General features: G+C 37.1%; 17 protein-coding genes. 10 read left to right on the forward strand and 7 right to left on the reverse strand.

The window, feature by feature from the left end; genetic code table 11:
• Positions 1–41 precede the first annotated feature (41 nt).
• The 6 genes from dprA (at position 42) to lpxK (ending at position 7,201) form a co-directional block, all read left to right on the forward strand.
• Positions 42–1,145: a DNA-processing protein DprA gene (gene dprA / locus P9M13_07150; GenBank protein MDP8263063.1), complete on the forward strand. Its 1,104-nt coding sequence runs from the start codon at positions 42–44 to the stop codon at positions 1,143–1,145.
• Entirely contained in the window at positions 1,146–3,248 is a 2,103-nt protein-coding gene (gene topA, locus P9M13_07155; protein ID MDP8263064.1) for a type I DNA topoisomerase, read from the forward strand.
• On the forward strand, positions 3,241–4,128 hold the full coding sequence (xerC, locus tag P9M13_07160) for a tyrosine recombinase XerC (GenBank protein ID MDP8263065.1): 888 nt from the start codon (positions 3,241–3,243) through the stop codon (positions 4,126–4,128). Before topA ends, xerC begins: the two co-directional genes overlap by 8 nt.
• 89 nt (positions 4,129–4,217) lie before the next feature.
• Complete coding sequence (locus P9M13_07165; protein MDP8263066.1) at positions 4,218–5,522, forward strand: 3-deoxy-D-manno-octulosonic acid transferase; 1,305 nt, start codon at positions 4,218–4,220, stop codon at positions 5,520–5,522.
• Positions 5,523–6,011, forward strand: coding sequence for a PTS sugar transporter subunit IIA (locus tag P9M13_07170; protein MDP8263067.1), 489 nt, complete (start codon positions 5,523–5,525; stop codon positions 6,009–6,011).
• Between the two features lie 50 nt (positions 6,012–6,061).
• Positions 6,062–7,201, forward strand: a complete 1,140-nt coding sequence (gene lpxK / locus P9M13_07175) for a tetraacyldisaccharide 4'-kinase (GenBank protein ID MDP8263068.1) — start codon at positions 6,062–6,064, stop codon at positions 7,199–7,201.
• A 96-nt stretch (positions 7,202–7,297) separates the two neighbouring features.
• On the opposite strand, the gene P9M13_07180 is transcribed toward lpxK, so the two are convergent.
• Genes P9M13_07180 through P9M13_07205 form a run of 6 tightly spaced genes read right to left on the reverse strand, consistent with a single transcriptional unit; the run spans position 7,298 to position 11,681 of the window.
• Positions 7,298–7,912, reverse strand: coding sequence for a LysM peptidoglycan-binding domain-containing protein (locus tag P9M13_07180; protein MDP8263069.1), 615 nt, complete (start codon positions 7,910–7,912; stop codon positions 7,298–7,300).
• Positions 7,913–7,941: 29 nt separating this feature from the next.
• Positions 7,942–8,439: a peptidoglycan-associated lipoprotein Pal gene (gene pal / locus P9M13_07185; protein ID MDP8263070.1), complete on the reverse strand. Its 498-nt coding sequence runs from the start codon at positions 8,437–8,439 to the stop codon at positions 7,942–7,944.
• A 23-nt stretch (positions 8,440–8,462) separates the two neighbouring features.
• Positions 8,463–9,779 (reverse strand): Tol-Pal system beta propeller repeat protein TolB, encoded by a 1,317-nt coding sequence (gene tolB, locus P9M13_07190; protein MDP8263071.1) that lies wholly within the window; start codon positions 9,777–9,779, stop codon positions 8,463–8,465.
• Positions 9,780–9,796: 17 nt separating this feature from the next.
• Positions 9,797–10,540 (reverse strand): energy transducer TonB, encoded by a 744-nt coding sequence (locus P9M13_07195; GenBank protein MDP8263072.1) that lies wholly within the window; start codon positions 10,538–10,540, stop codon positions 9,797–9,799.
• Positions 10,540–10,959, reverse strand: coding sequence for a biopolymer transporter ExbD (locus P9M13_07200; protein ID MDP8263073.1), 420 nt, complete (start codon positions 10,957–10,959; stop codon positions 10,540–10,542). The genes P9M13_07195 and P9M13_07200 overlap by 1 nt, the downstream gene beginning before the upstream one ends.
• 47 nt (positions 10,960–11,006) lie before the next feature.
• Positions 11,007–11,681: a MotA/TolQ/ExbB proton channel family protein gene (locus P9M13_07205; GenBank protein MDP8263074.1), complete on the reverse strand. Its 675-nt coding sequence runs from the start codon at positions 11,679–11,681 to the stop codon at positions 11,007–11,009.
• A gap of 151 nt (positions 11,682–11,832) precedes the next feature.
• On the opposite strand from P9M13_07205, the gene P9M13_07210 reads away from it, so the two are divergent.
• Positions 11,833–12,303 (forward strand): hypothetical protein, encoded by a 471-nt coding sequence (locus P9M13_07210; GenBank protein ID MDP8263075.1) that lies wholly within the window; start codon positions 11,833–11,835, stop codon positions 12,301–12,303.
• A gap of 16 nt (positions 12,304–12,319) precedes the next feature.
• Here P9M13_07210 and P9M13_07215 read toward each other — a convergent pair whose 3' ends face one another.
• Positions 12,320–12,565 (reverse strand): DUF962 domain-containing protein, encoded by a 246-nt coding sequence (locus P9M13_07215; protein ID MDP8263076.1) that lies wholly within the window; start codon positions 12,563–12,565, stop codon positions 12,320–12,322.
• Between the two features lie 287 nt (positions 12,566–12,852).
• On the opposite strand from P9M13_07215, the gene P9M13_07220 reads away from it, so the two are divergent.
• The 3 genes from P9M13_07220 to P9M13_07230 all read left to right on the forward strand — a co-directional run bounded on the left by P9M13_07220 (position 12,853) and on the right by P9M13_07230 (position 14,400).
• Positions 12,853–13,092 carry a helix-turn-helix domain-containing protein gene (locus P9M13_07220; protein ID MDP8263077.1) on the forward strand — a complete coding sequence of 80 codons (240 nt, stop codon included), beginning with the start codon at positions 12,853–12,855 and terminating at the stop codon, positions 13,090–13,092.
• Complete coding sequence (locus P9M13_07225; GenBank protein ID MDP8263078.1) at positions 13,092–13,289, forward strand: hypothetical protein; 198 nt, start codon at positions 13,092–13,094, stop codon at positions 13,287–13,289. Before P9M13_07220 ends, P9M13_07225 begins: the two co-directional genes overlap by 1 nt.
• A gap of 124 nt (positions 13,290–13,413) precedes the next feature.
• A complete protein-coding gene (locus tag P9M13_07230; GenBank protein ID MDP8263079.1) occupies positions 13,414–14,400 on the forward strand; it encodes an NAD-dependent epimerase/dehydratase family protein in 987 nt (328 codons plus the stop codon).
• Positions 14,401–14,579 lie beyond the last annotated feature (179 nt).

The following is a 14,579-nucleotide window of genomic DNA, read 5'->3' on the forward strand; positions in this document are numbered from 1 at the left end:
AGTATTATAGTGCATAGATCAGGTTTAGGACGTTATTGTATATGGAAAGAAGTGAAGCCCTTTTAGTATTAAATGCTATTGATGGACTCGGTTCCCTGCGTATTAGGAAGCTTATTGAAGAGTTTGAAACACCAGAGCGTGTGTTGGCGCAAAACAAAAGTTCACTTATGCAGGTTAGTGGTATAGGAGATGTTATTGCCGGCTCTCTTATAGCATGGGAAAAATCATTTAATTTAGAAAAAGAACTGGATCTTATCTCGTCAGGTGGAGTTGCCATTGTTTCTTTTTATGATGAATCTTATCCTGCACATCTTAAAGAAATCTATGACCCACCGATTGTCTTATATGTTAAAGGGCAGTTAGATGTCTCCGGACGTCCGATGATAGGTGTTGTTGGGTCACGATGGGCATCAGTGTATGGAAAAGATACCGCAAAAAAGATATCTGCAGATTTATCTTATCGCGGTTTTATTGTTGTGAGTGGTCTTGCCCGTGGCATTGATACCAATGCTCATCAGGGGGCTCTTAACGCAAATGGTTCGACATATGCCGTTTTAGGGAACGGTTTGTCAACGGTGTATCCGCGGGAAAATAAGTCTTTGGCTGATAAAATAATTTGTGACGGAGCGCTCATATCTGAATTTCCCATGGAAACGATACCTGATAAGAAAAATTTTCCGAGGCGTAATCGTATCATTAGCGGGTTGTCTCTTGGTGTAGTTGTTGTTGAAGCGGCTAAGAGAAGCGGAGCACTTATTACTGCCCGATATGCATTAGAACATAATAGAACAGTATGTGCTGTTCCCGGGAGAATTGATATCAGGACATCAGAGGGAACAAACGAACTTATAAAAGATGGGGCCAAGGTTGTGACTCACGTACAGGATATTGTTGATGAATTTGAATATATTCTTCCTGACATTAGGAAAGTATCGCAAGAGGTAACAACAGAGAGAGCTCCGAGCGTGAATCTCACAGAAAATGAAGAACAATTATTCAGGCATATTTCAGAAGATGAAATTTCAATAGATACATTAATACAAAAATGTGGTATCGGAGCGGGTAAGGTCCTAGGAGGGCTGCTGTCATTAGAGCTTAAGAATCTTATACGTCAATTACCGGGAAAACAATTTGTGAGGATATAAATGGGAAAATCAATGGTAATAGTTGAGTCACCTGCAAAGGCAAAGACAATTAATAAATATCTCGGCAAAGACTATATTGTGAGAGCGTCAATGGGGCATGTACGTGATTTGCCTAAATCTAAGATGGGTGTTGATCTTGAAAACGGTTTTATCCCGAGCTATATTACGCTTACCCCGAGAAAAAAGATGGTTACCGCATTAAAAAAAGAATTAAAAGATGCTGATAATCTGTATCTTGCTCCTGACCCTGATAGAGAAGGGGAGGCTATTGCATGGCATCTTGCAGAAGCACTTGGTTTTGATAAGAAGAAAACGTTCCGGGTAACATTTAATGAGATTACTTCACGAGCGATCAAAGATGCTTTTATCGCTCCCCGTAAAGTTGATATGGATAAAGTTGAGTCACAGCAGGCGCGAAGGATTTTAGACAGGATTGTGGGGTATAAAATTAGTCCGCTTTTATGGAAAAAGGTTGGAAGCGGGTTAAGCGCTGGACGTGTGCAATCCGTTGCCGTGCGGATTATCTGTGACCGTGAAGCGGAGATAGAAGGATTTGTAGCGAAAGAGTATTGGTCAATTGAAGTTCTCTTAGAAAAGAAAGATGAGAAAAAAGAACAATTTTGGGCTGAATTAAAGAAAATTGAAGGTAAAAAAATTGATGTAGACAATGAAAAACATGCTCTTGATATACAAGAGGCAATTATGAAAGAAGAGTTTGTTGTAAAGGATATTAGGGAACGGCAAAAGAGAGAGAATGCATCTCCACCGTTTATTACCAGTCAGTTGCAACAGGCTGCAGTAAATAAATTCGGATGGTCTATTAATAATACAATGAGAATTGCTCAGCAGCTTTACGAAGGTCTTGATATTGGCCCGGATGGCATGACAGGTCTTATAACGTATATGAGAACTGACTCATATAACATATCGCAGCAGGCGAAAGATGAAGCAAAAGAATATATTTTAAAAAATCATGGCGATAAATATATACCGGAAAGCGAAGCTAAATATAAGAAAAAGAAGGGTGCTCAGGAAGCCCATGAATGTATTCGTCCCAGTTCAGTTTTACTGGATCCCGAGAAGATAAAACAGTATCTTTCATCTGAGCAATACAGACTATATAAACTTATATGGCAACGATTCTTAGCTAGTCAGATGGCTCCAGCGGTATATCTTATAATGGCTGTGGATATTGAGGCCGGAAAATGTCTTTTTCATGCGGGTGGTTCAACCGTGCTTTTTGATGGACATACTGTTGTTAGTAAGCATGATCAAAAGGAAGCTGAAGAAGACGCTGAATCAGCTGAATCAAAAGAGTCATCGGATAAAAAGAATAAATATTTGCCACAGCTTACCGTTGGTGAATTGCTCTCAATGATTGAGTGTAAACCTGGTCAGCATTTTACTAAGCCGCCACCACGGTATACTGAAGCGACACTTGTTCGAGCATTAGAAGAAAATGGGATCGGTCGACCAAGTACATATGCTCCTACTATTCAGACAATCATTAAACGTTCGTATGTAACAAAAGAAAAAAGATCTTTGTTTCCGACAGAACTTGGTAAATCTGTGACACAATTGCTCGTAGATCATTTTCCTCATATAGTCGAGGTTGATTTTACCGCCGAGATGGAAACATTTTTAGATAATATTGAAAAAGGAAAAATGGGCTGGCAGCGCGTTCTTGAAGATTTTTATGGTCCCTTTGCAAAAACATATGATGAAGCGGTAGAAAAAATGAAGGATGTTAAAAAAGTTGTCATTGAGACCGATGAAGTCTGTGGAAAATGCGGGAAGCCAATGGTTATTAAGTTGGGCCGTCATGGCCAGTTTATGGCCTGTAGCGGTTTCCCTGATTGTAAACATACGCGCTCTATACCCACGGGAGTTAAATGCCCTCAATGCGACGGGAACGTAGTGAAAAGAAAATCTAAAAGAGGGTCTACCTTTTACGGATGTGATCAGTATCCGAACTGTAAATATGTTTCAAAGTTTCTTAATCCACCCAAAAAAGATGAAGATGGAAATCAAGAGCAAAAACCGCAAGAAGAAGCTAGTAATCAAGAACAAAAAACACGAGAAGAAGAAAAAAAAGATGATTAGTTCTCATAGTAATGATTTTTTAAAATATTTGGATGCCGAGAAAAATGCGTCTATCCATACGATAAAGAATTATGCTGAAGATTTGAAACAATTTGAGTCTTTCCTTGAGTCGCTTTCCAAGGAGCGTAAAAAAACTCTGCTTTTGACTGATATAGATCACCTAGTATTGAGAAGATTTTTGGTGAAATTTCAATCTTATAATTATTCTAAACGAACCATTGCGCGGAAATTAGCTACGCTGCGGTCATTCTTTAAGTTTCTCGTTCGAGAGGAAGTGTTAAAGACAAGCCCAATGACAGGGATAAGTTCTCCGAAGCTGAATAAGCCGCTTCCACATTTCTTAGATGTAAATGAAGTAACAAGATTAATTGAGTCTCCTGATTGCACCGATGTTTCAGGTTTGCGAGATAGGGCTATTATGGAAATTTTCTATTCAAGTGGTGTAAGAATAAGCGAACTTGTATCACTTGATGTTAATAATGTGGATTTTGTCGGTGAGATCATGAAAGTTCGCGGTAAAGGTAAGAAAGAACGGCTTGTCCCCATTGGCAATACGGCTATATCTATACTCGTTGATTATCTTAAGAAACGAGAGTCCCAGTCAAATGCTGTCTTTTTGAATAAATATGGCGATAGGATTACTGTGCGGAGCGTTGAGAGAATGCTGCAAAAATATCTCAGGAAAACTGCTATTGATAAGAATATTTCCCCGCATGCCTTGAGACATACATTTGCAACGCATATGCTTGATGCAGGTGCTAATTTACGCGTTGTGCAGGAACTTCTTGGTCATAAAAATTTATCGACGACACAGATATATACACATGTGACAGCTGAAAAAATGAAGAAAGTATACGACAAAGCGCATCCACGAGCGTGATAAGCTATAAGCTGTAAATTTTAAGCTATAAAAAATAAATTAAAAACAAATCTGCCTTCGGTAGAGATATATTAAATATTGAGAATATTATGATGAGAGTTGTCTATAACGTAGGAATATACATCTATTTTATTATATCGTCCCCGTACTATATCTTCAGTCTGTTTACAAGGGAAAAATATAGAGCGGGATTTAGGTCGCGATTAGGTTTTATTCCCAAAAAAATTGTTAAACAGGTTAAAGGTAGAAAATCAATTTGGTTTCATGCTGTTAGTGTTGGAGAAGTGCTTGCCGTTCTCCCATTAATTGAACTTACGAAACAAGTGTTTCCTCAATATCATATAGTGTTATCTACAACAACAATGACATCTAACATACTTGCGCGTAATGATGAACGTACGGGTGACATATCTGTTGTTTATTTTCCGCTGGATTTTCCGTGGGCTGTTAAGAAATTTATGTCGGTTATACATCCACAACTTATTGTATTAACAGAAACTGAAATATGGCCGAACTTTTTAGCGTGTGCGGCAAGTAGGAATATTCCCGTTATTCTCGCTAACGGAAGGATTTCACCAAATTCGTTTAAACATTATATTCTCATTAAAGATTTCTTTAAAGAGGTCGTAAAAGATATAGCTTTGTTTGGAATGCAATCTGAAGAATATAGTCAAAGGATCATCGCTCTTGGTGCCCCGTCAGAACGTGTTGTTGTTACCGGAAACTTGAAGTATGATGCTATGAAAAAGATTGATACATTAGGTGATGGTAATAATGCTTTGCGGAAAATGCTTAATATACCTGATGATGCGTGTGTTCTTGTCGGGGGAAGTACTCATCCCGGAGAAGATGAAATATTGATAGATATCTATACACGGTTAAAGACACAGCATAAAAAGTTAACTCTTATTATTGCTCCTAGACATATTGAACGTGCACAATCGATAAAAAATTATGCTATAGAAAAAGCGACGAAGGTTATTTTAAAAACAAATATTGCCAGTCAGGATAATACCATTTATGATATAATAATACTTGATACTATCGGAGAGTTATCTAAAATTTATTCGATAAGTGATATAGTATTTGTTGGTAAGAGTCTTGTTGTCGGTGGGGGGCAAAATATACTAGAGCCGGCATTTTATGGTAATGTTGTTGTTTACGGTCCTTTAATGGACAATTTTAAAGAAGAAGCCGCTGAATTATTGCAAGGAGATGGCTCCGTTCAGGTTAAAGATAAAGATGAACTTGAGAATTTGTTTCACTCTCTTCTTGCTGACAGTGAACGTATGAAGGTACTAGGCAAGAATGCGGCGCGTATCGTTGAACAATATCGGGGCGGTATTTTAGACAAGAATATTACCCTTATTAAAAATATGTTGGAGAAGAGATAGATGGAAATTACACGATTTCTGAAAAAAGGTGCCATTATAGTCAATGCGGGTGCTCGATCAAGAGATGAGATAATTAAATGTATGGTTAATTCTCTTTGCGGTGAGTATGGACTTGGTGAGAAGCAAGATATAATCTTAGAAACTGTGTATGCGCGAGAACAGGATAAATCAACCGGATTAGGGAGTGAACTTGCTATTCCGCATGCGCGTACAGATCTCGTAGATGATATTTATGTTTCAGTGGCAATATCACGTGAAGGTATTGAGTGGGAGTCAGATGATAATCTTCCGGTAAAGTATGTTTTTCTTGTTGTTGGAGCTGCCAAAGCTGCTGAAGCATATCTAAAGGTGCTTGCTGATATATCACGTTTGATCAAAAGAGTTGATATGAAGCAAGGTTTGCTACAGGCAGAGACACCCGATGAGGTGTTACGCATTATCGAGTCCGCCAAACCTCGTGAGCATCAACATCCGGATGATGCCCAATAACTTGCCTCATTTAGTATGACAATGAAGTTCCAAACCATTTATAAGATTTTATGAAAACACAAATTGAAACATATATTATTGACGTTATATATGGCAGGGAAAAAGGCTGGAAAGCTGAAGTTCTCCGTAAAGTCTTGTTTCTTTTCTCTAAACTGTATAGCGTTATAGTGAGATTGAGACTGTTTTTATATAACTGTGGCGTGTTTAGAAAAAAAACGTTGGGATGTCTTATTATAAGTATCGGTAATATTACTGTTGGGGGTACGGGTAAAACGCCGCTTGTTGAAATGTTTGCCCGTGAATTAACAATCGGTAAAAGAAAAGTAGCGGTATTATCAAGAGGATATAAAAGAAAGAAACATTTTTCAGTAAAGAATCTACTCAGTAAAGAGTGGTGGATACACAGCCCACTCGTTGTTTCAAATGGTGAAAAGGTGATGCATGGCTCAAAGGATGCTGGTGATGAACCGTATATGCTCGCAAAAAATCTCAGTGATGTAATTATACTTGTTGATAAAAATAGAGTTAAATCCGGAAGTTACGCAATAGAGAATTATGGTGTGGATACACTTATTCTTGATGATGGATTTCAGTATCTTCCGCTCAATAGAAGACTGAATATAGTTCTTGTTGATGCAACAAATCCTTTTGGCAACGGCCATCTTCTTCCGAGAGGTATTTTACGTGAACCGCTCACTCATTTATCCCGTGCAGATATTTTCTTTATCACTAAAGCAGATGGCAGGGATACGCAGGATATCAAGAATCGTTTAAGACAATATAATGAGCGAGCTGAAATAGTAGAATGTTGTTACGAACCAATGCATCTTGTGGAAATGTATTCAAATGAACACAAGGAGCTTTCAAGCATAGAAAGAAAAAAAGTGGTAGCAGTGACAGCTATTGCTGATCCTGAAGGATTCGAAAGCCTCATAGAACGATTAGGCGGAACAATTGTTACGCGGTATCGTTATCCCGATCATCATCGTTTTACTCATAATGAAATAGAGACTGTCGTAGAGACATGTAAAAAAACGGCAGATATCATTTTGATTACTGAAAAAGATTCGGTAAGATTTCCTATCCTAAAAGATTGTTCTCTTCCAATTGCCTATTTAAAAGTTGAAGTAAAGATTAAAAGCGGGGCGTTAGACTTTAAAGACTGTGTGTCGCGGCTATGCGAGTATTAATTTCGTTCATGGCATATCGTTCATAGTTCATCGAAAATATTTATACCATAAAGGCAAATCGAACTACGAATCACGAGATACGAACTACGAAATGTTTTATTCAGGAACAATCAGTTCTTGTCCTACTCTTACCTTATTTGGATCGTCAATATCGTTTGCATCCATAAGTTCATCAATTGTTGTATTATAAGCGCTGGCAATCTCGGAAAGTGTTTCTCCCGACTGAATAACATGGATACCGTCTTTAGATGTTAATACGGATGATCGTTTTGATGATGTGCGTTTATGTGATGAAATCTTGCTGATTTGAGCCATAATACGCTCATTCTCACGGGTTACTTCATCAAGTACAGCATTAAGCCTATTGTTAAAGATTTTAGAGCTTTCTACTCGTTTAGTATCAGCCGAAACAACAGCGTTGTGCAGCTTTTTGAGTTTTTGCTCTATAACTGTATTGTTTTGTATAATAGATGACTTAAGCTCAGCTAATTCTTTCTCGAGATCTTCAGTTTTTTTGTTCGCTTCAGCAACTTTCCACTTGACTTCATCCGTTACAGAGCGGGTCTTATATAATTCTTCCGAAACATTTGACTTAATAGACTGAAACTCATCTTTTCTGACGACATCATTATCTGTTGCACACCCTGAGGTGAGAAAAAACGCCGTCAGAATTAATGTATACATCGATATAGTTGTATTTTTATAATTCATAGAATGTATAGTATCTTATCTTAATGCTATTATTGAGATATTAGAAAATGCGCACGTCTATTTTTATCCCATGCTTTCTTATCGTGTCCGCGATCTGCAGGATATTCTTCACCATAGCTGATAGTGTGTATCTTATTTGCCCCAACCCCCCAGTTTGATATGTACCGCCTTACTGCAAGAGCTCTATATTCTCCCAATGCAAGATTGTATTCTTTTGATCCACGTTCGTCACAGTGGCCTTCAACCATAACGTGTTTTTCAGGATTCTTTTTCATCCAACTGGCAATGTTTTTGAGTATTGCCTTAGAGTCATTGCGAATATCTGATTTATTGTAATCAAAATGTACATCCTGAAATTCTACGACGCCTTTCGGTTCGTAAAAGTTAATATTTATTTCGCTTAAAGGAATATCTTCAGGGCTGATAGCTGACTTATCTGTTGTTACTTTCTTCTTGGCGCATCCTGTTATTGAGAAGCATGCGATACCAATAATACACATTGAGAGAATAAAACGTTTTGCTATCATGACCGGTACCTCCTTAGTTAAATTTATTGTGACCAATTAGGATTCAACGCATTAGACGGAATCTTGTCTAATTGTATCGGATTTTTATCATAAATATCAACAATATTTATTGATGGAACATGATTTTTTGTGGAAGTATAAATTATATGTCTTCCATCAGGTGCCCATGAAGGGTCTTCGTTATCAATTTTGTTAGACGTAATAGTGCTGGTAATGCCATTTTCCGAGTTAATAGTATGTATTTGAAACTTTCTACCTATAAGGGAAGAATATGCGATTAAATCTCCTTTTGGAGACCATGCGGGAGCGGTATTGTATCCACCCCTAAAGGTCAATCGTCTCAGATTGGCTCCATTCTTGTTCATGATATATAATTGTGGAGAACCGCTTCTGTTTGATACAAAAACAATGTTATTGCCGTCGGGAGACCATGAAGGGGAGGTGTCAATGCTGCGGCTGTGAGTAAGGCGTTTAAGTTTTCCTGTAGTGAGATTCTTGCTGTATATCTCTGGGTTACCGTCTCTACTTAACGTGAGAGCAATAACGGTACTGTTAGGAGCAAAAGTTGCGGTTGCGTTAAGTCCTGGGCTTGAAGATAATACTTTTCTAGTATTTTTAGCTAGATCAATAATGAATATTTGGGGCTTATTATTTTTAAATGAAGTGTATAGGATCTTTGTCCCGTCAGGTGACCATTTTGGATAAAGGGCAATTGAATTATCATGGGTTAATTTCTTTATGTTGTATCCGTCGTAATCCATTGAACATATTTCTCTTCCTTTACCGCTTTCCATAGCGAAAGTAATTTTTGATAGGGCAATGCCCTGCTCACCGGTTATAGCTTTTACTATATCGTTGCTGACATGGTGCATAAGACGTCTTTTTTTTGAAAGACTGTCAGCATACAGCTTGTTAAATATTTTTTTGCCGTCACTTACGGAATATACCGAGACCTGAACAGTGATATCGCTGTTATTCTCACTGTATGTTCCTTTGATTACCATATCAGCACCAATACGTTTCCATTCAGCATAATTGATTCTTCCTGTTTTTGTATCAAGATGTTCGGTTTCTGCTACAAATGTGTGTTCTTTAACAGAGATAAAATACCCTGAGAGAACGAGATCATTCGAAAGGATCAAGCTTGCACGTGCTGCATTTGTCTTCATTTCTTTAGATCCGCTTTTAGGTGTAAAGTAGGGAACAGCAATTCGAATCTTATTGTAAAAGTTTTTTGAAATATTGAGATACACTTCCTGAGCACTGTGGGTAGAGTAGGGTAGTAAAAGACTCAAGATCGTAAATATAACAAATAATCTGAAAGATTTTTTCGCAAGCATGAGTGTGTTTTTCCGTTTTACTTATTTAAATCAAATTTAATGTTAATGTCAAGGTATTCACCTTTATATTCTGGGGGTAACGGTGGAAACGGTTCTGCATCCTTTACTGCTTTAATGACAGATGCATTTACCTCTTTTCTGTAACAGGCTTCTTTGATCTTTAGTTTTGATACTTTTCCATCTCTATAAACTCTAAAAAAGACTACGGCTGATAAGGTGTTGTCAGGGATTATGAGCCCGCTTGGTTCTTCCCAGTTTTTAGATATTTTTTTGTGTAAGACATCAAGATACCATGCGAATGGGAGATTTGAGATATTTTTCTTTCCGATGTCAATTTTAAGCGTCTTTTTTTGTGTTGGTTCTTTCTGGGGGGTAGGTGTGACATCTTCAACTTGTGAAAGCCGTTTCTCAAGCCTTTCTTTAAGTGTTGGGGGCTTCTTTTTTTTGATGGTTCTTTTCTTCTTCCTTTTTGAATAGACGTTTTTAGATATTTTTTTGCGTTGTGGGTTTCTCTTAACTGTTTTTTTTGTAGTTTGTTTGATAGCTTTTTTCTTGGCCGCTGGTTTTTCGGTTTTTAGAGGTTGTATTTGCGAAAGATTGATGGGTTGTACCGGAACAAAATAATATTTGTGAGCGGTCATGCTTGATACAGCAATAATAATGGTTATAACCGTGCAATGAAGCACTGCCGACACTGATGCAGCTTTTTTTGTTTCTGTATCAATACACTTTTTTATGAAGGTAACGATTGTACGAAACATTATTTTCTTATTTTTCTCTTTTCGGTAGCTATACCGGTATTATGCAGTCCGGCGTTTCTGAGCATGTCCAGTACGGTGACAACAGTTTTAAATCTAAGATCTTTATCTGCTCGAATGACAATAAATGATTCTGGTTTCGTTTTAGCTAGGTAATCAAGCCGTTTTTTGAGGTCCTCTAATGTAAGCCGTGTCTCACCAAAATAGATCTTGTTGTCTTCAGCGATCGATATCGTAAGATTATCTGGACTGGCAAGTTTCTTTGTTGTTGCCTTCGGTAATCTTACTTTTATGCCTTGCTGTATTATTGGTGCCACGATTAAAAATATGATCAGAAGTACGAGTGTTACATCGACAAGCGAGGTAACATTAATTTCACTTCTTAATGCTGAGGGGGTTCTACTCCATTGTGTTCTTCTCATTATTAACCTGCGGTTCGGAACATTTTACCTATACAATTTATATAAACCTAATTTTGCATATACAGTTTTTCTATAGTCGAAATATATTCTGAAGCAAAATTATCCATTTCAGTCGTGAGTGCTCGTACTCTATCAACAAGATAGTTATATGCAATCATTGCCGGTATAGCTACGGCAAGACCGGCCGCGGTTGTTATTAAAGCTTCTGCTATTCCCGGAGCGATAACTTCGATATTACCTGATCCTTCTATGCCGATCATTCTGAAAGCGCCCATAATACCCCATACTGTGCCGAAAAGGCCGATAAATGGACACGCACTCGATGCTGTTGCAAGAATAATGAGCGATTTTTCGAGCTGCATTATCTGGTCTGCAATAGTCCTTTTAAGTGAATTTTCTATGCCGTCAAGCTGGACTATTGATAGTCTGCCGTTTGTGTTGTTCATATGGTAAAAAAGATCTTTGCATCCTTCATGATATATTATCTCAAGAGGGGAGCTCGTAACGAGGGTCTCTTTCTCGTTAAACAAATGAAGAGGGTTGTTCGGATCGTTTCTGTATGAACGCAAAAATGTTCTAGATGTGTTTTGCGCATTCCTGATTGTCTTAAATTTTAATACAATTATTGCCCATACATAGATTGAAATAATAAAGAGCAGGATAAGAATAGTTATTCCCATCCATCCCGAAGATTTTATTGCAGAAAAAAGGGCGTTATCCATACATTATGTCTCCTGAAAATTGTTTGCCGTTCCACACATAGTATATAGTATAAAGCAAATCTTTGATTAGTCAAAGGCTAATGTTTTGGATTTGACGGAAATGAAATTAGAGTGTATGATGCTAGTTCTTTCATACACAAAAGAGGATAAAATGGATAGTTTAAGCCCATATTTAGAGTTTTTGATACCGCATGAGTTGATACATCTTTCCGTGGCGGTATTATTCGGAATACTGATTTACCGCTGGTATGAATCTTTTCATCTGGTAGCGCTTTTGATAGGGATATCCCTCTTTATGGATGTTGACCATTTGTTTGATTGCGTGATGGCATTAGGCAGTAATTTTAATGTTAAGGATATGGTTCAGGGGACATACTGGGCTCATACGGATAAACTCTTTGTGCTTTTGCATTCATGGGAGTTACTCATACCGGTGTGGGTCATATGCTGTATTAAGAAGAGGTTTGATATCGGAGTCACGATAACACTAGCATTTTTGGGTCATATTCTTGTTGATCAGTTCACCTACACGATGCATCCATTAGCATACTCATTTATCTATAGAATGCTTCATGGATTTAAATCAGCGTATTTTACCGGTGAGTCATTTTTACTACACTGACATTTGTGATGATGTTCTATTTTTTCTTAGAAAATAGTTTTTTAATAAGGATCAATTCACCCATTTCGTTTTTCTCAATATTGTGACCTACATACTGCAGAACGTATCCGAGAATAAAAATTAATACACCTAAAAGAACTGATACTTTCATTGCAATGATACCGGCAACAAAGGTTAGAGGTATCCCTATTGCATGAAGTACAGCATTTATTGGATGTTTGTGCCGTGAACACCAGATTTCAATTCCTTTTTTTAGATCCATAATGTTTCCTTTCTATATAATTAATATTAAGTATGATTTAAAGTGTACTTAATATTGTATGAATAGTCAAAGATTTTGTATTTCGTTTAATATGTGCTTGTATGTGTTGCGTTAAATTGCATATAACAATCTAAAGTTATGTTAGTATATCTTATGTTGGTATAAAGTATGTTTAGTTGTAATATATATGGTATAGATAATATAGAATGCATTAAGTAAGAAATAATATTGACAAGATTGAATAGATTGTGCATAATTGCATTTAATAAAAATAAGAGGGGATAAAATTGAAGCTTTTAACCGTTAAAGAAACAGCAGATATCTTAAGATGTTCTCAGGAACATGTAAGACGACTTTTAAGGGCTGGTAAGCTTAGGGGTTTCAGTGAGGGACGGAGAAGCGGGTTCAGGATTTTAGAAAAAGACCTTGAAGAATATGTTGCTAAAAAGATACGTGATGCAATGCTTAATAAAGAGAATCTGCCTTCAGAATCAGAAGGCACTTCAGATACAACGGAGGGACATTAATGATTAACGGAATGGATCCTATATATAATTTGTGGAATTTGGTTTTTAAAACCGGGAAAAAAGAGCAGGATGCTCAGTCAAAAATGAGGGTTCCGCGCACATATAAAAATAAAGATGAGGAACTTTCAGATATTTATAAAAAACAAATGGCATTGATTCTTGACGGCCCTGATCGAAAAGGGTGGAGAAATCGTTAGAGATTTTTAGAGTGTTGATGGTATACTACAACGGTACGAGAGTGTCTGCGATGCATACGCTTGTATCGTTTTTTTTATTATGTATAAATAATCCAAAGTAAAAAACATATAGAAAGGTATTCGAATGAAAACATTAATTACCGGTGCAACAGGTCTAGTGGGAAGTAATCTTGTTGAAAGACTCAGTAAAGACAGTAATAACACAATGAGAGTTATTGTACGAAAAGACAGTGATCAGTCATTCCTCAAAACTCTTCCTAATATTGAATTCTATTATGGTGATATTAGAGATGCGTCGTCACTTGCTGATGCGTTTAAAGATATTGATGTCGTGTTTCATTGTGCTGCACTCGTGAGTGATTGGGCAAGCAGGGAAGAAATGTATGATGTTAATGTAAATGGTCTCAAAAATATGATGGATGGTGCGCTTAAAGCGAACATTCAAAGGTTTGTCTACGTTTCTTCAATGGTTGTTCTCGGGATGGACCCGCAGGACCATCTTGATGAGCTCGCACCGTATGTTCATACCGGCGACAATTATAATTATACTAAGATCGAAGCTGAAAAATTGGCTTTAAAATATTGTATGGATAAAAACCTCAAGATAGTTATTATTCGACCGCCATATATTTACGGGCCGCGTGATCGGCAGTTATTTCCACGTGTGTTGAAGTATCTTGAAAACGGTAAATATACTTATATTGACGGGGGAAACAATCCGCTTAATTTAGTGTATGTCGGTAATCTCGTTGATGCCTTGATTAAGGCCGCTACAGTCGAAAATGCGCCGGCAAATATTTATCATATTACTGACGGAGAAGATATCACCAGAAGAGAACTTATTGAAACAATGTGCGACGTACTTGGATACAAAAAACCTCAAAAATCAATGTCACTAAAATTTGCACGTATTGTTTCAGATATACTCGAGTTTGTGAGCAAAGCTTGTAAATCTAAAACAGCTCCAATACTGAATAAGTTTCGCATAAAGTTTATGTCTACACCGCTTACATTTAATATTACGAAGGCAAGGGAGCAGCTTGGATATAATCCACGTTCTACACGTGAGTGTATAAAAGAAACACTTGAATCTCTAAAAGATAGCAAATAAACAGATACTTCGTATCTTTCTATTTGTGGATTGTCTCTTGTTATTAAATATCATGAAATGATTGTCTTGTGAATCCTCATTGAGAGTTTTAAAGTAAAAGTCTCGAAGAGACAAAAAAATTGACAAGATACTTATTCACGATTACACTACTGCTATCCTTGTAAGTTATAACCAGATTT

This window comes from Candidatus Ancaeobacter aquaticus, assembly GCA_030765405.1.
In the GTDB taxonomy this organism is placed as follows: domain Bacteria; phylum Auribacterota; class Ancaeobacteria; order Ancaeobacterales; family Ancaeobacteraceae; genus Ancaeobacter; species Ancaeobacter aquaticus.